General features: G+C 43.6%; 15 protein-coding genes. 3 read left to right on the top strand and 12 right to left on the bottom strand.

What is annotated here, in order from left to right; all coding sequences use genetic code 11:
- The first annotated feature begins 373 nt into the window (after positions 1–373).
- On the top strand, positions 374–2,245 hold the full coding sequence (locus L3V43_RS11730; protein WP_237116661.1) for a sodium:proton antiporter: 1,872 nt from the start codon (positions 374–376) through the stop codon (positions 2,243–2,245).
- 349 nt (positions 2,246–2,594) lie between these two features.
- Here the strand turns inward: L3V43_RS11730 and L3V43_RS11735 are convergent, their stop codons facing one another.
- The 4 genes from L3V43_RS11735 to L3V43_RS11750 all read right to left on the bottom strand — a co-directional run bounded on the left by L3V43_RS11735 (position 2,595) and on the right by L3V43_RS11750 (position 6,745).
- The gene (locus tag L3V43_RS11735; protein ID WP_237116660.1) at positions 2,595–3,233 is read right to left on the bottom strand and encodes a flagellar protein MotX; all 639 of its coding nucleotides are present in this window, start codon (positions 3,231–3,233) and stop codon (positions 2,595–2,597) included.
- Between the two features lie 242 nt (positions 3,234–3,475).
- Complete coding sequence (locus tag L3V43_RS11740) at positions 3,476–4,792, bottom strand: adenylosuccinate synthase (RefSeq protein ID WP_010378944.1); 1,317 nt, start codon at positions 4,790–4,792, stop codon at positions 3,476–3,478.
- A gap of 339 nt (positions 4,793–5,131) precedes the next feature.
- Complete coding sequence (gene recA / locus L3V43_RS11745; RefSeq protein WP_237116659.1) at positions 5,132–6,187, bottom strand: recombinase RecA; 1,056 nt, start codon at positions 6,185–6,187, stop codon at positions 5,132–5,134.
- A 66-nt stretch (positions 6,188–6,253) separates the two neighbouring features.
- A complete protein-coding gene (locus L3V43_RS11750) occupies positions 6,254–6,745 on the bottom strand; it encodes a nicotinamide-nucleotide amidohydrolase family protein (protein WP_237116658.1) in 492 nt (163 codons plus the stop codon).
- Positions 6,746–6,769: 24 nt separating this feature from the next.
- Here L3V43_RS11750 and mutS point away from each other — a divergent pair, with 24 nt between their 5' ends.
- On the top strand, positions 6,770–9,361 hold the full coding sequence (mutS, locus tag L3V43_RS11755; protein ID WP_206473685.1) for a DNA mismatch repair protein MutS: 2,592 nt from the start codon (positions 6,770–6,772) through the stop codon (positions 9,359–9,361).
- 46 nt (positions 9,362–9,407) lie between these two features.
- Here the strand turns inward: mutS and L3V43_RS11760 are convergent, their stop codons facing one another.
- A complete protein-coding gene (locus L3V43_RS11760; protein ID WP_102057547.1) occupies positions 9,408–10,664 on the bottom strand; it encodes an outer membrane protein transport protein in 1,257 nt (418 codons plus the stop codon).
- Between the two features lie 373 nt (positions 10,665–11,037).
- Here L3V43_RS11760 and L3V43_RS11765 point away from each other — a divergent pair, with 373 nt between their 5' ends.
- Complete coding sequence (locus tag L3V43_RS11765; protein WP_010374094.1) at positions 11,038–11,355, top strand: hypothetical protein; 318 nt, start codon at positions 11,038–11,040, stop codon at positions 11,353–11,355.
- Here L3V43_RS11765 and L3V43_RS11770 read toward each other — a convergent pair.
- The 7 genes from L3V43_RS11770 to ftsY all read right to left on the bottom strand — a co-directional run bounded on the left by L3V43_RS11770 (position 11,352) and on the right by ftsY (position 19,160).
- Entirely contained in the window at positions 11,352–12,626 is a 1,275-nt protein-coding gene (locus L3V43_RS11770; RefSeq protein ID WP_237116657.1) for an HD-GYP domain-containing protein, read from the bottom strand. The genes L3V43_RS11765 and L3V43_RS11770 overlap by 4 nt on opposite strands.
- A 225-nt stretch (positions 12,627–12,851) precedes the next feature.
- Positions 12,852–13,187: a ribonuclease E inhibitor RraB gene (gene rraB, locus L3V43_RS11775; RefSeq protein ID WP_010374098.1), complete on the bottom strand. Its 336-nt coding sequence runs from the start codon at positions 13,185–13,187 to the stop codon at positions 12,852–12,854.
- Positions 13,187–13,900, bottom strand: coding sequence for a 1-acylglycerol-3-phosphate O-acyltransferase (locus L3V43_RS11780; protein WP_235367939.1), 714 nt, complete (start codon positions 13,898–13,900; stop codon positions 13,187–13,189). Before L3V43_RS11780 ends, rraB begins: the two co-directional genes overlap by 1 nt.
- Before the next feature lie 194 nt (positions 13,901–14,094).
- Positions 14,095–14,952 (bottom strand): RNA polymerase sigma factor RpoH, encoded by an 858-nt coding sequence (rpoH, locus tag L3V43_RS11785; protein ID WP_010374102.1) that lies wholly within the window; start codon positions 14,950–14,952, stop codon positions 14,095–14,097.
- Between the two features lie 298 nt (positions 14,953–15,250).
- Positions 15,251–16,237: a permease-like cell division protein FtsX gene (gene ftsX / locus L3V43_RS11790; protein WP_010607197.1), complete on the bottom strand. Its 987-nt coding sequence runs from the start codon at positions 16,235–16,237 to the stop codon at positions 15,251–15,253.
- Complete coding sequence (ftsE, locus tag L3V43_RS11795) at positions 16,234–16,911, bottom strand: cell division ATP-binding protein FtsE (protein ID WP_017218471.1); 678 nt, start codon at positions 16,909–16,911, stop codon at positions 16,234–16,236. The genes ftsX and ftsE overlap by 4 nt, the downstream gene beginning before the upstream one ends.
- 113 nt (positions 16,912–17,024) lie before the next feature.
- On the bottom strand, positions 17,025–19,160 hold the full coding sequence (gene ftsY / locus L3V43_RS11800) for a signal recognition particle-docking protein FtsY (protein WP_237116656.1): 2,136 nt from the start codon (positions 19,158–19,160) through the stop codon (positions 17,025–17,027).
- Positions 19,161–19,243 lie beyond the last annotated feature (83 nt).

A 19,243-nucleotide genomic window follows, 5' to 3' on the forward strand; every position in this document is an offset into this window, starting at 1 on the left:
AACTGGCTGACATTTCACTAATAGAAGATTGATTGTGACATCAAGTACTTAACCTTTGATGTCGAGCCGTTTCCAACAGGGCCACCATGGTTTGGTGCGGCCGGAAAGGCTGTACCGCAATGAATAATTGCGTAATGAGTAGATTGTGAATGACGGCGCGATTTACTCCACGCCTTGAACGTTTATTACCTTAACGTAAGCAAGGGTAAGATTGCAACCCTATCCCATGTTAATTATTTATGACCACCATAAATCAATTTTATAATACCTTATTTTCAGTAATTTATTCACTTTACCCTCATTCGCGCTGTGTTATAACTGGATGCTAGCTATACTGATAAAAATGTTGGGATAATCCAACCGGGGAGAATCTATGTCAGCAATCTACATTGCAGGTATTGCAGTATGTTCTGTAATAGCACAATGGCTTGCTTGGGCCTTTAAGGTTCCAGCAATTTTGTTTTTACTTCTTATAGGTCTTGCTTTGGGGCCATTTAGTGGCACGCTGGACCCAGATGCCTTACTCGGGGATTTACTCTTTCCCGTCGTCTCACTTTCCGTTGCTGTAATCCTCTTTGAAGGTTCACTAACCCTGCATTTTAAAGAACTCAAAGGAATTGGTAAGGTTGTACGGAATCTTTGTTCTATCGGGATGTTGGCAACCTTTGCGGTGATAGCAACGACCGCAATTTTTGTGCTGGAGCTTAACTGGCAAGTTGCCGCCGTTTTGGGCGCAGTACTTGTCGTGACTGGTCCAACAGTTATTGCCCCGATGCTGAACGCCATGCGCCCAGACAAAGACATAGACCGTATTTTACGTTGGGAAGGTATAGTCATAGACCCAATTGGTGCACTCTTTGCGGTACTCGTATTTGAAGCCGTCTCTTTAGTTGGTGGCGAAGGTATCTTCAGTCATACCCTGTGGGCGCTCGTATCAACACTTGGTGTGGGGATAAGTATTGGCGTCGCATCAGGTTACCTTACCACTTACCTAATAAGAAAAGAGTGGCTTCCTTTCGAGCTTCACAAGTTCGCCATTTTAGCGCTAGTGTTGTTTAGCTTTACGCTATCGAATCATCTGAGCCATGAGTCGGGTTTACTAGCCGTGACTATCTTTGGTATTTGGCTCGCTAACCAAGATGACTTGGAAATAGACTCAGTGTTAGAATTTAAAGAAGATCTCTCAATGATCCTGATTTCGAGCTTATTTATCTTACTCGCGGCACGACTCAAGTTAGAAGATTTAATGCTGTTAGACACTGACGTCTTTATCTTTCTAGCTGTAGTATTATTTATTGCTCGACCACTGTCGATATTCTTATCGACGTTCAATACAGACTTACCGATAAAGTCTCGTATTCTGTTAAGTTGGATAGCTCCTCGAGGTATTGTTGCTGCAGCGGTAGGCTCAGTTTTTGCGTTGAGTATGACCAAATCACAGATAGCAGATGCGGATAAAATGGTGCCGCTTATCTTCACCGTCATCATTGTCACCGTGGTACTACAAAGCCTAACGGCAACGCCTTTCGCACGTCTTTTAGGAGTGCGTCAACCAAAGCCCAATACCTTACTTATCATTGGTGCAAACCATGTAGCTAGAGCGGTGGCTAAAGGCTTAAAAGACCAAAATATTGATGTTTATCTCTCCGATCCCGCATGGGAAAACTGCAAGATGGCAAGAATGGACGGATTGCCTTGTTACTATGGTAACCCACAGTCGGAACATGCAGAGCGTTACCTCCCGTTGACCAGCTTAAAGTCTGTGCTAGCGCTTTCACCTAACCGTCATCACAACGCTTTGGGTGTACAATACTTTTCTCATTTACTTGGTGATCAATGTGTTTATTCGCTCAAATCATCCACTAACCACGCCAAGGCGAACAAAGATAGCGCCACTTTCCTTTCTCGCCAAATCTTGTTTGGCGACGAAGGTAATTACGCCAAGCTAAGTAGCATGATGGCAAAGGGCGGCAAAGTGAGCGTAACGCGGATCTCAGAAGAATTTAAATGGGAACAGTATAATGAGGTTAACAGTGAAGCAATCCCGCTGTTTGTACTCACAGAGCAGAACAAAGATGAGGAACCCATCTTGATCCGCCCATTTACCTCTGACATGAAAAAGCTTCCAGAAGAAGGCGACCGCATATTGGCGTTGCAACCGCCTAAGTTAACGGTGCTTAAAGACCCAAACACGAATAAAGAAGGCCAAATTGGTGCAAAGCTTAGCAGCCAGCAAATTACTTAACCTGAGATTTGGATAAGAAATAAGCTAGATTTACGGGCTTTATTTAGAAATAAGTAAAAGCGGCGTCACTTACGCCGCTTTTACTTTCCACTCAAAACCTGCTGAAAGTAATACCTATTGATCCAACGGAGTTAACCTGAGCCTCAGGTTATACAACCTGAACTCGGGATAAGAAGTAAGTTAATCCACTAAAATCACTAAGTTCAAAAGCGTAGTGTCACTCTAGTCAGAAGTTATTTCTTAATACAAGGCAAATTTGTGCGCCAATAGCTGGCCTATTGCAAGCAAATTTAACGCAGTAGTAAGGGATAACAGCTGCTAGAGAACAAGTTGTTATCCCGAGTTCAGGTTATATAGGCAATCTCGCGCGTTTGACCACGCTATCAGGCATTTTGTTTGCCAGTTGACCTAGTGCTACCTGAATCCGCTTATGTAGCTTTTTATCTGCAACTGCGGAATGGAACAGCCATCGATAGGCGTCTTCATAATCTCTTGGGCTACCGTGGCCTTGATTAAACACATCTACGAGTCTTAATTGAGCGTTTAAGTTGCCAAGTGCTGCTGCCTCTCTCAGATAGGTTACCGCCATCGCTTTATCTTCTTGCACTAACTGGCCAACATCATAGTAGCGACCTAATTGTTCAAGCGCCGCGGCAAGGCCCTGCTCTGCTGCCCTTTTCATATAATAAAGGCCGAGCTCAACATCTCTGTCTACACACACGGCATAAGCTAACATGTCACCATAAAGAAACTGATACGAAGGCAGCGCCATGATCTCAGCACGCGCTTCAATATCTTTAACCAGCTGGCACTCATCCTCTTTAACCCGAGCAAGGTGTTGATTTTTTTCAATGAGCGCTAGTAGCTCTTGCTGTGTATACAAAGGCACAGCTTCGATAGCCTCTTCGGCAGATACTTTGCTCTGTATACTGAGACTTAAGGAAACACTCAATGCTGAAGCTGCAAAATAACGAAGTAAGTAATTCATCGAAGACCCATCAAAGTAAAGCTGATTGTTTAACTATAGCAGGCTGCAAAGGCAAATTACTTGCTCTGCAGCAACATCGACACTCAAATTTGATTAAGCATTATTTACGCCAAAGCGAAGTCTAATTTTATCATATGAGCAAAAATTCACTTACTTATCGGCAGGAAGACAAAAACTTGTAGGGTAATAGACACAAAAAAAGCTGCCGTAGCAGCTTTTTTCTTTATCAATCGACAGCAAGATTATTCAGCAAAAGGGTTGCGAACAATCATTGTCTCAACGCGGTCAGGGCCTGTTGAGATGATATCAATTGGCACGCCAGTGATTTCTTCTAGGCGCTTGATATAGTTGATAGCGGCTTCTGGAAGCTGCTCAACAGAAGTTGCACCAAAGGTGTTTTCGCTCCAACCAGGCATTTCTTCATATACTGGAGTCACTTTCTCATAGCCTTCAGCAGCAAGAGGAGTCACATTAGTCACAGTGCCGTCTTCTAATTGGTAACCAGTACAGATTTTCACTTTTTCTAAACCATCAAGTACGTCTAGTTTAGTTAAGCAGAAACCACTGATGCTGTTGATTTGAACTGCACGGCGCATTGCCACTGCATCAAACCAACCGGTACGACGTAAACGACCAGTTGTTGCGCCAAACTCGTTGCCTTTCTCGCCTAAGTGTCTGCCAACTGGGTCTTGCTTGTCTTGACCATCGTAAAGCTCTGTAGGGAAAGGACCTGAACCAACACGAGTTGTGTAAGCTTTAACAATACCTAAAACGTAATCTAAGTGTAGCGGACCAAAACCTGCACCAGTCGCAACACCACCAGCCGTCGTGTTTGATGAGGTTACGTACGGGTAAGTACCGTGGTCAATATCAAGTAATGTACCTTGCGCACCTTCAAATAGAATATGGTCGCCAGCATTACGCGCTTGATCAAGTAGTTCAGTAACGTCAACAATCATTGACTTAAGTACTTTTGCTACTTCCATTGCATCATCGTATGTCTTCTGAAAGTCTACTGGATCTACTTTGTAGTAGTTAACCAAGGCGAAGTTGTGGAACTCTAGTACTTCTTTAAGCTTCGCAGCAAATTGCTCTGGGTTGAAAAGATCGCCAACACGTAAACCACGACGTGCAACCTTATCTTCGTACGCAGGACCAATACCACGGCCAGTTGTACCAATGGCTTTTTCACCACGCGCTAGTTCACGCGCTTGGTCTAGTGCAACGTGGTAAGGCAAGATCAAAGGACATGCTTCGCTGATCAATAGACGCTCACGTACAGGAACGCCACGCGCTTCAAGCATGTGGATTTCTTTCATTAGTGCATCTGGTGCAAGTACTACACCATTACCAATTACACATTTAACGTCTTCGCGTAGTACACCTGATGGGATCAAGTGTAGTACCGTTTTCTCACCGTTAATTACTAGTGTATGGCCAGCATTGTGTCCGCCTTGGTAGCGAACAACTAAAGAAGCCTTATCTGTAAGTAGGTCAACTACTTTACCTTTACCTTCGTCACCCCATTGGGTGCCTAATACAACGACGTTTTTACCCATTGCAAATTCACTTAGAAAAAATTAGGCGCAGATTTTACCAGAAAACCATAGTCGAAATCACCCCAATTTGCCTAATTTTTCTGCTTTCAATAAGATTGATGATGTAAAGCATCAAGGCAAGTTACATAACTTGTTGAAAAGGTGGGTTAATAGCTGAAAATCAAACAACGTATTTTATTTTTATATCAAAATAGCTGTATTGTTCGGATTAATCGATAACTATCTCTTTGTTATCAAAAGTAAACTTTTATAAAATGTAAAAAGCCCAAAGGTTAACCTTTGGGCTTTTTAAAATATAGCTCAAGCTTGCTGGCGAGCCGTTAAACTTGAGTGGTTAGCCTATAGCTCTAAATCATCTTCAACTTCAGCAAGGCCTTTATCTTCACCCTCTTCAGGCATAATAACCGCTTGCGCTAGGAGCATTTCTCTTAACTTGCCTTCAATTTCATTGGCAATCTCAACATTTTCTTTTAAGAACTTAATTGAGTTTGCTTTACCTTGGCCAATTTTACTGCCGTTATAGCTAAACCAAGCACCCGCTTTATCAACCAGTTTGTGTTTCACACCTAAGTCTATCAACTCACCTTGTTTCGACGTACCTTCACCGTACATGATGATGAACTCAGCTTGCTTAAATGGTGGTGCTACTTTGTTTTTCACAACCTTAACACGAGTTTCGTTACCAACAACCTCATCACCTTCTTTCACTGAACCGATACGACGAATATCAAGACGTACAGATGCATAGAATTTAAGTGCGTTACCACCAGTTGTGGTTTCAGGGTTGCCAAACATCACACCAATCTTCATACGAATTTGGTTGATGAAAATACATAATGTGTTCGAGCGTTTGATATTAGCTGTAAGCTTACGCAATGCTTGTGACATGAGTCGAGCCTGCAAACCAACGTGTGAGTCACCCATATCGCCTTCGATTTCAGCTTTAGGGGTAAGTGCTGCTACCGAGTCAATAACAACCAAATCAACCGCACCAGAACGAACTAGCATGTCACAAATTTCAAGCGCTTGTTCACCGGTGTCAGGCTGTGATACTAATAACTCATCAACATTAACGCCTAGCTTTTCGGCATAGATTGGATCGAGTGCGTGTTCAGCATCAACGAACGCACATATTTTTCCCATTTTTTGCGCTTCTGCAATCGCTTGTAATGTTAGCGTTGTTTTACCTGATGATTCTGGACCATAGATTTCAACAATACGACCAGTTGGTAAGCCGCCGATACCAAGTGCAATATCCAGACCTAATGAACCCGTTGAGATGGCTTCAATATCTAGCGCCTTGTTCTCACCCAGTTTCATGATTGAGCCTTTACCAAACTGACGCTCAATTTGTGATAGTGCTGCGTCTAATGCCTTTTGCTTGTTATCGTTCATTTGCTTCTCCAATTCAGCGTAATGACACCTAGTATACTGTATGAAATCACAGTATCAAGTAGAATTTTATGATTTTACCATCGCCATAGCATTTTTTAATGCAAATTCAATGGCTTGAAGTCTTATTTCGGCCCTATTCCCAGTAAATACTTGGTGAAATGCCTGAACTCTATCACTATTCGCAATAGCAAACCATACAGTACCTACGGGCTTATCAACGCTGCCTCCAGTTGGTCCAGCGATACCAGACACAGCAATGGCAACTTCAGCATGAGCTGCCTGCTGAGCACCTTTGACCATCTCCAAAACCGTTTGCTCACTCACGGCACCAAATTGCGTTAGGGTTTGTTGTGATACTCCCAATAATTCGTGCTTAGCTTGATTACTGTATGTCACAAAACAACGTTCGATATAAGCAGAGCTCCCCGGCGTATCTGTTAACGCATAACTCACCCCACCACCTGTACATGACTCTGCGGTAGTGATTGTTACGCCGTTATTCGTTAGAATAGCGCCCAATTGTGCCGCATATTCGGCTATCTCTTTGTAGTGCTCCATAGGAAAACCTTTTAGGTATCAACAATGTCGTCAGATCTATATTCAGAACACACTATAAACCAACAAACCCCAATGATGCAGCAATACCTGCGAATTAAAGCTCAGCATCAAGAAATCTTGCTGTTCTATCGCATGGGCGACTTTTATGAACTCTTCTTTGACGATGCTATCAGAGCGGCGCAGCTTCTCGATATATCTCAAACCTATCGCGGTAAAGCCGGTGGCAATCCAATTCCAATGGCAGGTGTTCCCTATCATGCAGTTGAAAACTACTTAGCTCGCTTGGTACAACTGGGTGAATCTGTTGCTATTTGTGAGCAAGTTGGCGACCCAGCGACCAGTAAAGGTCCTGTAGAACGTAAAGTTGTGCGTATTGTTACTCCAGGTACCGTCACCGACGAAGCACTATTGCAAGAACGCCAAGATAATTTACTTGCGGCGGTCTACCAACATCCAAAAAACTTAGGTTATGGCGTTGCCTATCTTGATATTAACTCGGGCCGATTTAATATCGTAGAGCTACAGACTGACGAAGCACTTAATTCCACGCTACAGCGCTTGCAGCCCGCAGAATTGTTATATCCAGAATCATTTCAGAACCTTTTAGTGCTAGAAAGCATTAAAGGCAGTCGTCGCCGTCCAGATTGGGAGTTTGATTTAGACACAGCAAAGCATTTACTTTGTCAGCAGTTTGCAACCCGCGACTTAGTCGGTTTTGGTGTCGACAATGCCAATATGGGTTTAATCGCCGCGGGTTGTGTCATGCAATACGTGAAAGACACGCAACGCACTGCATTACCTCATATTCGTGCGATCACGCTAGAAAAGAATGAGCACGCAGTGATCTTAGATGCCGCGACGCGCAAAAACTTAGAGCTGACACTGAACCTCTCTGGCGGTGTTGAAAACACCTTAGCGCAGATTTTAGACAAGTCTTCAACGGCCATGGGTTCGCGCTTACTAAAACGCCGCATTCATACGCCCGTGCGCGAACGCAAAGAGCTCAATGCTCGACTCAATGCGATTGCGAGCCTTATCGAACAACAACTATGCATGGAAGTTTACGATGCACTAAAACACATTGGCGATATTGAACGAGTCGTAGCCCGGTTAGCGTTATTTACCGCTCGTCCGCGTGATCTAACGCGCTTAAGAAGTGCATTACAAGCGTTACCGCCACTGCATGATATTTTACAAGATGCGACGGATACGAGACTTCAGTCTATTATTAGCCATTCACCTGCATTACCTAAGTTACAAGATTTGTTAGAACGAGCGGTTATCGACAATCCCCCTGTTCTCATTCGTGATGGTGGAGTAATAGCACAGGGCTACAATGCAGAGCTTGACGAGCTACGCGCATTAAGCGCAGGTGCCACGGATGTTTTAGAAAAACTTGAAGAAAGAGAGCGCGAACGCACAGGGATCTCGACATTAAAAATTGGGTATAACCGCGTTCACGGATTTTATATTGAGATCAGCCGGGCCAATTCGCACTTAGTGCCTGCGGAATACATTCGCAGACAAACACTGAAAAATAACGAACGCTACATTATTCCTGAGCTAAAAGAACATGAAGACAAAGTGCTTGGTAGCCAATCGAAAGCACTAGCACTTGAAAAGCGCCTATATGAAGAGCTCTTTGAACTCATCGCTCCTTATATTGAACAATTGCAAGTCATGGCTGCAGCGCTTGCCGATCTGGACGTATTAAACACCTTAGCCGAACGTGCTCAGACACTAGACTATTGCAAGCCCACGCTTACCGAGGGCACTGAAATTGATTTAGTGGATGGTCGCCACCCAGTCGTAGAACAAGTAAGTAAAGAACCATTCATTGCCAACCCAGTAAAACTCAACGATGAACGTAAAATGCTCATTATTACTGGACCAAATATGGGTGGTAAATCGACCTATATGCGTCAAACCGCGTTAATTGTGTTGATGGCGCATATTGGCAGCTATGTACCGGCAAGCGCAGCCACCATCGGAATTGTCGATCGTATTTTTACTCGCATTGGTGCCAGTGATGACCTTGCCTCTGGGCGCTCAACCTTTATGGTTGAAATGACCGAAACTGCAACCATTTTAAACAATGCAACCGCCCAATCATTGGTGCTAATGGACGAAATTGGTCGTGGGACAAGCACCTATGACGGTTTATCACTCGCTTATGCGACAGCGGATTATCTCGCCAGCAAAATTGCAGCAAAAACACTGTTTGCTACTCATTATTTTGAGTTAACCGAATTGGCTGAGCAGCAAGCAGGCCTTGTTAATGTGCATTTGGATGCCGTTGAACATAACGATACTATTGCCTTCAAACACACAGTGATGGAAGGGGCTGCAAGTAAGAGTTTTGGTTTACAGGTAGCAAGTCTTGCCGGCGTGCCAAAAGCAGTGATTAAGTTAGCGAAACAGAAACTCGCTTTGTTAGAGCAACATCAGAGTGTCGTTGGCGATAAGCCTGTTCATGTAGCCGCACCTGTACAGCAGAGCTTAATGCTTGCCAATGAGCCTTCTGAGGTTGAAGCGCTACTTGCAGATATGGATCCCGATGATATGACACCAAAGCAAGCTCATGCTTTGCTATATCAACTTAAATCTATGCTATAGAAAGTAAAAAGCGGCCAAAAGCCGCTTTTTTAATGTTCTCTCATAATTAGAACTTGTGGTTATACTGAAGACCAAAGATCATCGCATGGCCTTTAGAGCGATAGCCCCACTCACTGAATCTGTCAGCTTCAGTGAAAGTTTGTGTTTTACCTCTTAAAACACTGATCCCGAAATCTACAGTTGCTTGGTTAGCAAGTGTATACTCCGCACCAAATGAGTACCAAGTACGGTCTGTATCAGGAATTGAGATAGATAGATGGTTTTCATCCGCTGGTGACTCATCATATGCCATACCTGCACGTAGTTTCACCGCATTACTAAGCTGATAGTCAGCGCCAACTGCAAAACGTAATGAATTAGAGAAATTCTCTTCTTTAGTGAATACTGAACCTGCGTTACCAACTACAGCTTCAAGTTCATCAAAACTATTCCAACCTGTCCAAAGTACGCTGTAGTGTAGTGAGGTTTCTTGGTTTAATTTATGAGAACCTGAGATCTCAGCAATCGCAGGTAACGTTACATCCACTGAACCTGGTAGTGACGCGCCATTCAAGCCGCCCATCGCTGCTGGTAAGTCGTTACTAAAGTGACCATCAAATGTGATATCTGTTTCACTGCGGTAATGGAAGCCGATTAGGTTGTTTTCATCGATTTGATAAGCAACGCCTAGGTTCCAACCAAAGCCATAATCGTCACCTTCTAAGTGTACCGCCTGAGTACTGGCTGGCAAACCTGTCGTTGTCGCACCAAGGTTACGAACGATTTTAGCATCGGCATAAACTTCATTAATACCAAACGCTACGCTCCATTGCTCATCAATTTGGTAAGCAGCAGAAATACCTAAGTTAACGGTCTTAATTTCAGTTTCACCCGCGATTTGACCTGCAACATAATCCTTATCGAATTCTGTAGATAGACCAAACTGTGAATAGATACCAGCACCAATCGACCATTGGTCGTTATATTTGTGCGTTGCATAAATAGCAGGAATAATAGCACTTGGTGCGATGCTGTTGTCATTTAACGCTGAAGCAGGGATACCATTGCTAGTACCTGTTCCCGTCAGGCTTACGTCCGGTTGAACATACATAGCTGCTACTGATAATTGCGTGCCTGATAGCTTACCCATCAATGCTGGATTACGTGCAACCACTGACGCATCGTCGGCTGCAGATGCTTCACCCGCATAAGCACGACCAAGGCCAGAGACGTTTTGTTCCGCAAGTTGGAAGGCGGCAGCTAGTGCTTGTGATGACGATAAAATCGCACCTGATGCGATAAGACCTAATAATACTTTGTTCATACTCTAATCCCCTGTGAACTAACCATTTCCTGAGTAATGGTTAAAAAAACCAATTCGAGTAACACTGCGCAGCCTCACTTTGACCTTGCTCACCTAGCCAATATCCAGCTATGCCACACACCCACCAAATTGGCAGAATAATAAATTCATGACACCCTACCTAAAAGTGGAGTAGAAATCTCCTTTTTTGCGACTTTTCGTTGATTAAGTGAACATATAACGAACAAATTACGCACTTTGTAAACTCATCGGATGAGATAAATTATCAAATGATAATAATTACCAATATCATTGACGTACCTTCATCCCTTATATACACTCTTCAATCTGAGTATGAGTCATTCAGTGTGTTAATCGTGCTAAGGAGAACAACATGTCGATAGCATTAATCGTTTGCGCATTGGTATTTTGCGGTCTCAGCGTATATTGCCTGTGTAAAGCAAACTACTGTGCCTGTCGCCACGCGGGAGAGTGCGATAACCCGGTCAGTCAATACTGGTTAGGTGCTATTGTTGCAGCGCTGCTATCACTGCTGTTAAGCTGTGCGGCGTTACATTCGGAAAAGGGAACATTACTGTGGATATTAATGATGGCAAGCTGTATGACTGGCGCGATGCTCTCTGCTAGATGGCAAAATCTCAAAAGACGCTGTAAAAACGCTTTCTTCCCTGTCGCGCAATCCAAACCTTAAATCAGTAATTGATCTCTTAGCAATCGTGAGAGGTTAATTTGATAATCAAGCGGCCTGACACTTGCGATCACTTTTATCTCTGACTCGCTTAAATCCAAATCTTTTGCCGTAACATGGTGGAGATGTTTGGTATTGTAAAACACTCGTACAAGAGGCGCCGTGGGTGCATGTTTATTGCCCTCGAGTACCAACCCTAATCGCTCGTTGGTCAGTTTAACAATAGTTCCTACGGGGTGAACTCCCATACACTTAATAAAACGCTGCACTAAAATAGGATCAAATTGCTTTTTACTCGACAGTAAAAAACGTAACGCATTAATTGGTTCATCAGCCTCTTTGTGGTGCTGATCTGAGGTTATGGCGTCGTATACATCCACAATCGCCATCATTCTTGCCGCGGTGCTGAGTGCGTCGTCTTTAATCCCTCTCGGATAACCTGTACCATCTAAGCGTTCATGATGGTTGATGATCATGTCCAGCATAATAGGCGTGATCCCAGACTCACCTTTGCTCAACCCTAAAGACTGCGCCACGTGCTTTTTGACCGCACGATACTCAAGATCGGTAAAATTACCCGGCTTATTGATCAGCCCCTGGGGTAACTTAGCGTGACCAATGTCATGCAACATCGCCCCCATGGCTAACTGTTCAATAATGTGATGTTGCAAACCGAGGTGCTTGGCAAATACGGTGATCAGAATTGCGCAGTTGGTCATATGACGCCAATTGTAGGCATCTTTGTCTTTGATCCGAGTTAAAATCGCCATCGCATTTGAATTACGCAGTACCGAATCGACGATGTCTTTACTTACCTCATTGATGAGGCTCATATCGACCTTCAAACCCGATGTTACATCTCCATAGAGGCTTTGGATCTGACGGTTATTCTTTTCAAACTTTTGCATCGCAACCGCAAATTCTTGCTGCAAAGTTTGTTCTTTACTCACCGTTTTGGCTTTGGGTTTTGGCTTGCTGCGAGCGGTGGAAAGACTGCCATCCATGCCATTTTTGGCGGCAGGTTCTTCAGGGGCTTGTGGTGCGTCAGTGACCGGTTCTGCTGGCTGCTGGTATTTCTGTGGTACAGGAATATCGCTCTGCGTAAAGTCTATAGTGAGCTCCAGTACTCCTTTGTCAATCAGCTTTTGAATGATGGCTTCATCTCTGACCATTCCCCGAGATTTGATCTTAATACCCGCGTCAGACTTATGCTTGTGAACATTATCCACAAACATGCCAGGTCTAAGATCTTCAATTGGGAGGACAATCTGCATGAATCGCTTACACTACGTAGTTAGCCAATGAATATTAATACCATTGAATGAGGTGAAACACCATCTATTCAGATTAAATTCACACAAAGGTATGGTGAAATTACAACCACTCAGAAACGCTTGTTATACCAGTTTACTTAATTAAGTGATTTAATTTGAGGTATTTATGAAGTGTTGCAGAAGGGGAAACCCAACACCATATACATGCTGGGTTTTATACAGTTGCTATTCTTGGAAATAAGTTCCCCAGCCGTCGTATTCAACGCCAGCGTCTAGTGCAACCTTTTCTAACTTGTCTACGTCTTCCATGATAACGTCGGTATCCAGTTCGGCTTCTACTACAACATCAAAGCCCCAAATTTTACCACCGTCTTCGAGCTCAAGCTCTGCTGGTTCTTCAACATCATAGCCCAATTTAAATGCCGCTAATGCAGCTGCTTCCAGCTTGTCAAAATCCTCACTTACAAAGTGATGTTCTACTTCATAAAGCGTTTCAGGGTTTGAACCGTCTTCTAGCAATGAAGAAACGATGTCTTCACTTATCTCACGCCAGTTTTCCATTATTTTAATCTCGCTTTTGCATCTAATTCAGCTATTCTTTGAGCCATTTTAGCATGGATCTGAGCAGCGTGATCCCTTGCTGGCACTTCAGAGTCTAAATATTCCGGTTCTAGCATGTCGATATAAACCTTACCATTATTCCAACGATTGAGCTTTATCTGCTCATGCGTTGAACTCATACATACTGGGATAATAGGCACATTGGCGCTCATTGCGGTGTGAAATGCCCCGGTTTTAAATGGCAACAAACCGCGACCATAGCTTCTGGTTCCTTCAGGGAACATCCAAACCGATAGTTTTGACTCGGTGATTTTTTTTGCTGATTTGGTCAGTGTTCCTAAGGCTTTAGAACGATTGGCTCTATCAATCAAAATGTTGCCAGATAGCCAATACATTTGTCCAAAAAACGGGATCCACTTTAAACTTTTTTTCCCCATGCTGACGGTGTTTTTTGGCACCACGGCCGGCAGCGTAAAGAGATCATAATTATTTTGGTGATTTGCAACATACATCGCGGGGACAACATGCTTGGCATTTTCATGCTGCGTTATCACCAACTCAACGCCTATCAACTTTGACATATAGCCATACCATTTGGCTATCGTGTGCACATTGTTAGCATGAAAAGGACGCACAATGCACAATAACAATCCGCAAATACCACTAACAATGATAAACACTGTTAATAAGAGAATTCGTATAATGGCAATCAATTTAACCACTCCAGAATTAAAATCTTGCGCATTATAGTAAAATAAGCGAACACTTGTAAGCTCAAAATGATGATAGTTTAGAGGCTGCCAGAGGAATCTCAGAGTATGATAGTTAAGGTACTGATCTATTTATAGAAAATAAAAATGCCGCTGAGTAGCGGCATTTGACACACGATTTATCATTTTTGCAAAATTTAACTCATTGCGTTTTGCAGCTTTTTCATTGCTGACTTTTCTAGCTGGCGTACACGCTCTGCCGACACGCTATATTTCTCAGCAAGATCTTGTAATGTTGCTTTTTCGTCAGCAAGCCAACGTGCACTTACGATATCTTGAGAGCGTTCATCAAGCGTTTTCAGTGCTGCAAATAGGCGATTATGTGACTGCTCTTGCCACTGTTCTTGCTCAACTTCTTCGGCAAGGTCGCTACTTGTGTCTGTTAAATACTGTACTGGAGAGAAGTTACCCGCTTGGCTTTCATCATCGTCAGCAGATAGGTCAAAGCCCATATCTTGGCCTGCCATACGAGACTCCATCTCGCGAACTTCTTTCTCACTTACACCAAGCTCGTTTGCAACCGTTGTCACTTCGTCTTGGTTAAACCAACCTAAACGCTTTTTATTTTTGCGTAGATTGAAGAATAATTTACGCTGCGCTTTTGTCGTCGCAACTTTAACAATACGCCAGTTCTTTAATACATATTCATGGATTTCTGCTTTAATCCAATGTACCGCAAAAGAAACAAGGCGCACACCCACGCTTGGGTCAAAACGCTTTACTGCTTTCATCAACCCAATATTTCCTTCTTGGATTAAATCAGCCTGAGGTAGGCCATAGCCCGAATAACTTTTTGCGATGTGAGCAACAAATCTCAAATGAGACATAATGAGTTGCTTAGCCGCGTTAAGATCCCCTTCTTCCTGAAGACGTGTCGCAAGTTTTTTCTCTTCCTCAGCGCCAAGCATAGGTATTGTGCTTACAGATTGAAGGTAACCTTCAACGCTTGCGCTTTGCTGCCCAGTTAGTGCTAATGCGTATAAATCTTTAGTCATGTTTCACCTCAGTGATAAACCGTTTCGTGTATATTTAGCACTCTAACATCTAGAGTGCTAAATGCAATCTACTTTATCTGATTTTTAAAATCAACCTTTTTAGAAGAACTTCAAAAATAAAATATAACCTGCTGAATAATATTAAAAATATTGAATTAACTAGGCTTCTTTTTACGATATTATTTTTTTATGACAGTGCTAAATTTAATTAGTTCTGATTGTTTGAGTGCTAAAATCTGATAGTAATTGGCAACCGACTGCTACACTTTAGCAGTCGATTGGTGTTTGTAGCGTTAAATCATACCTTTTCAGGTTCAATCTCTTTGATATAACGGTGTACAGAAAGAAAAGAGCCTACAAACCCTAAAGTAATTGCAGTGCCAAGTAGCACTAACAGTTCATTCCCTGCCATTCCCTGAAGCACAAAGTTGCTTTGATATACCCCAACAACTGTAGATACAGCTGACTCCAGCCACCACAACATAAGGCCAACACAGATAAAGGCAACCAAACCACCGACTATGCCATACCATACACCAGTCCAAAGAAACGGAGCCTGAATAAAGGTATTGGTCGCTCCCACCAGTTTTAGCACTTGAATTTCTTCTTTCTTGTCCATGATGGATAAGCGTATGGTATTTCCAATAATCAAGATAACGGCGCTAAGCAATAGAAACCCCACGGTGATCACACTTTCTTTTAGTAACCCCAGTAGTGCATTTAGGCGCTCTAGCCATTCAATATCCAGCTTACCAAACTCGACCTCGCGCTCTTTTTCAAGTTTAGTAAGAAGCTCTGTTGCGGCTTGTGGTTTTCTAAAACGACTAACAGGCGTTACCAGCACAACATTAGGCAGCGGGTTTTCTTCTAAATAGTTAAGCGCCTGACCAAAGCCTGACATTGACTTAAATTCATCCAAAGCTTGGCTTTTACTTATCAGTACTACTTTTTCTATTTCTGGATAGAGTGCAAGTCGCTTCACCAGAGTTTGTGTCTGTGCCTCAGTCATTTCATCTTTAACGAACAATGATATTTCAGATGCCTCTTTAAACCCGCTACTTACCTGCTGTACATTTTTCACTACCACATAAAGCGTCGCGGGCAATGTCAGGCTGAGCCCCAAAACTAGAATAGTCATTAAAGAGGCCATTGGCGTACGCCACATTTCCCCAAGGCTCTGTACACCTTGACGAATAATCATCAAACAAAAAAAGTAAAAATGATGAAATATCGATTTTTTACTCTGTTCAGCCTGATTTCCTCGTCCTTTAAACAGCAAACTCATAGCGTGTCCTCCGCAAGCGGATCTTGTAGCATGCGTCCTTGATTAAGCGTGAAGCTACGGTATTTCATACGTGCTATTAACCCCAAATCATGAGTAGCGATAAGAACGGATGTACCACGGCGATTAAATTCTTCAAATAGGTTCAGAATTTCCATCGATAGTTCTGGGTCTAAGTTCCCCGTAGGTTCATCTGCAAGCAGCAAAGGCGGCGAGTTAACAATCGCTCTTGCTATGCCAACACGTTGCTGTTCACCTCCAGATAACACACTCGGATGGCACTTTGCTTTATCAAGCAAACCCACCTTGTCCAGAGCGGCATGTACTCTTTTGGTGATCTGTTTATGGTGAGTACCTTCAATAACTAAAGGTAGTGCGACGTTATCAAATACGCTGTAACGTTCGAGTAGGCGGTGGTTTTGAAAAATAATCCCAATATCTCGGCGAACAAAAGGAACTTGCCGGTTAGATACCGTATTGAGATCGACACCATTAATGTAGACACGGCCTGCTGATGGCCTTTCCATCACGCTAACCAACTTTAATAATGTACTTTTACCAGCGCCACTGTGGCCGGTTAAAAATGCGAGTTCTCCATTTGCAAGTTCAAAGCTCACTTTTTCCAGTGCTTTGTGCCCACCAGGATAAGTTTTGCTCACTTGCTCAAATTTAATCATGTTGGCCTCTTATACTTATTTTAACCATGACACTCAGTCCGTGGCATTGTAGCAATTCGGCAATCGAATAAAGCGGGCAAATTTGCCCGCTTTATTGCAACTGATGTCTCTATTTATTCTTGACTGAACAATGCCTCGATAAAATCATCACTCTTAAAGGTGCGTAAGTCATCAATGCCTTCACCTACACCGATATATCGAATTGGCACCTTAAACTGATCCGCCACAGCAAAGATAACCCCACCTTTGGCTGTACCATCAAGCTTAGTTAACGTGATACCAGTTAAGCCAACCGCTTGATTAAACAGTTTTACCTGGCTAATCGCATTCTGACCAGTTCCGGCATCAATCGTCAACATCACTTCATGTGGCGCGTCTGGGTCTAACTTTTTCATTACTCGAGCTATCTTCTCAAGCTCTTGCATTAGGTTATCTTTATTTTGTAATCGACCCGCTGTATCCGCTATTAATACATCGATATTTCTCGCTTTAGCGGCTTGGAAGGCATCAAATACCACCGACGCAGAATCAGCACCTGTGTGCTGGGCAACAACAGGGATACTGTTTCTTTCACCCCATACCTGCAACTGCTCTACCGCAGCCGCGCGGAAAGTATCGCCAGCCGCCAACATGACAGATTTACCTTCGCTTTGAAACTGTTTGGCAAGCTTACCGATTGTTGTCGTTTTACCAACGCCATTTACGCCGACCATTAAGATAACAAAAGGTTTCTTATCGGTAGGGATCTCGAGCGGTTGCTCAGCCGTTTTTAAGATCTCTGACATTTCTTTTTTCATTAGATCATATAAAGCTTCACCGTCTTTTAACTGCTTTCTATCAGCGGCATCAGTCAGGTTATCTATTAGCTTCATCGTGGTTTCAACACCAATATCAGCCGTTAGCAATTGCGTTTCTAGATCTTCGAACAGCTCATCATCGATTTTCTTGCCTTTGAATACCGAAGCAAAGCCTGAGCCGATATTGGCCTTGGTTTTCAACAAGCCTTTTTTAAGGCGGGAGAAGAAACCTTCTTTTTTCGGCTTTTCTTGTTCTTGAGCTAATTGTGCCTGACGCTCTGCTTCCTCACGCTCAGCCTGTTCTTTCGCAAGTTGTGCCTGACGTTCTGCTTCTTCACGCTCCGCCTGTTCTTTCGCAAATTGTGCCTGGCGTTCTGCTTCCTCACGTTCGGCTTGTTCTTTAGCCAATTGTGCCTGGCGTTCAGCTTCCTCACGCTCAGCTTGTTCTTTCGCAAGTTGTGCCTGACGTTCTGCTTCTTCACGCTCGGCTTGTTCTTTCGCTAATTGTGCCTGACGCTCTGCTTCTTCACGCTCAGCTTGTTCTTTCGCAAGTTGTGCCTGACGTTCTGCTTCTTCACGCTCAGCTTGTTCTTTCGCTAGTTGTACCTGACGTTCTGCTTCTTCACGCTCAGCTTGTTCTTTCGCAAGTTGTGCCTGATGTTCTGCTTCTTCACGCTCAGCTTGTTCTTTCGCTAATTGTGCCTGACGTTCTACTTCCTCACGCTCGGCTTGTTCTTTTGCAAGTTGCGCCTGACGTTCTGCTTCCTCACGCTCGGCTTGTTCTTTAACTAGCTGTGCCTGATGTTCTGCCTCTTCACGCTCAGCTTGTTCTTTCGCTAATTGTGCCTGACGTTCCGCTTCTTCACGCTCAGCCTGTTCTTTCGCTAATTGCGCCTGACGTTCTGCTTCCTCACGCTCAGCTTGTTCTTTTGCTTGTTGCGCCTGACGCACTGATTCTTCACGCTCAGCTTGTTCTTTCGCTAATTGCGCCTGGCGTTCTGCCTCTTCACGCTCGGCTTGTTCTTTTGCTAATTGTGCCTGACGTTCCGCCTCTTCACGCTCGGCTTGTTCTTTAGCCAATTGTGCCTGGCGCTCTGCTTCTTCACGTTCAGCTTGTTCTTTCGCTAATTGCGCCTGACGTTCCGCTTCTTCACGCTCAGCCTGTTCTTTTGCTAATTGTGCCTGATGCTCAGCCTCTTCACGCTCAGCTTGTTCTTTCGCCAATTGTGCCTGGCGCTCTGCTTCTTCACGTTCAGCTTGTTCTTTCGCCAATTGTGCCTGGCGCTCTGCTTCTTCACGTTCAGCTTGTTCTTTCGCTAATTGCGCCTGGCGTTCTGCTTCCTCACGCTCAGCTTGTTCTTTTGCTAACTGTTCTTGGCGCTCAGCTTCTTGTTGCTCTTTATCGGATTTACCAAAGCCCAACCAAGATAAAAATTTGTTTTTCTTTCCCATATTCACTTATGACCGTGTTAGATAAATTGCATAAACCCAAAGCAAAATGTTGATGATCTTGCTACCATACTCGAAAACGCCAA

It is taken from the genome of Pseudoalteromonas sp. L23 (assembly GCF_021728455.1).
In the GTDB taxonomy this organism is placed as follows: domain Bacteria; phylum Pseudomonadota; class Gammaproteobacteria; order Enterobacterales; family Alteromonadaceae; genus Pseudoalteromonas.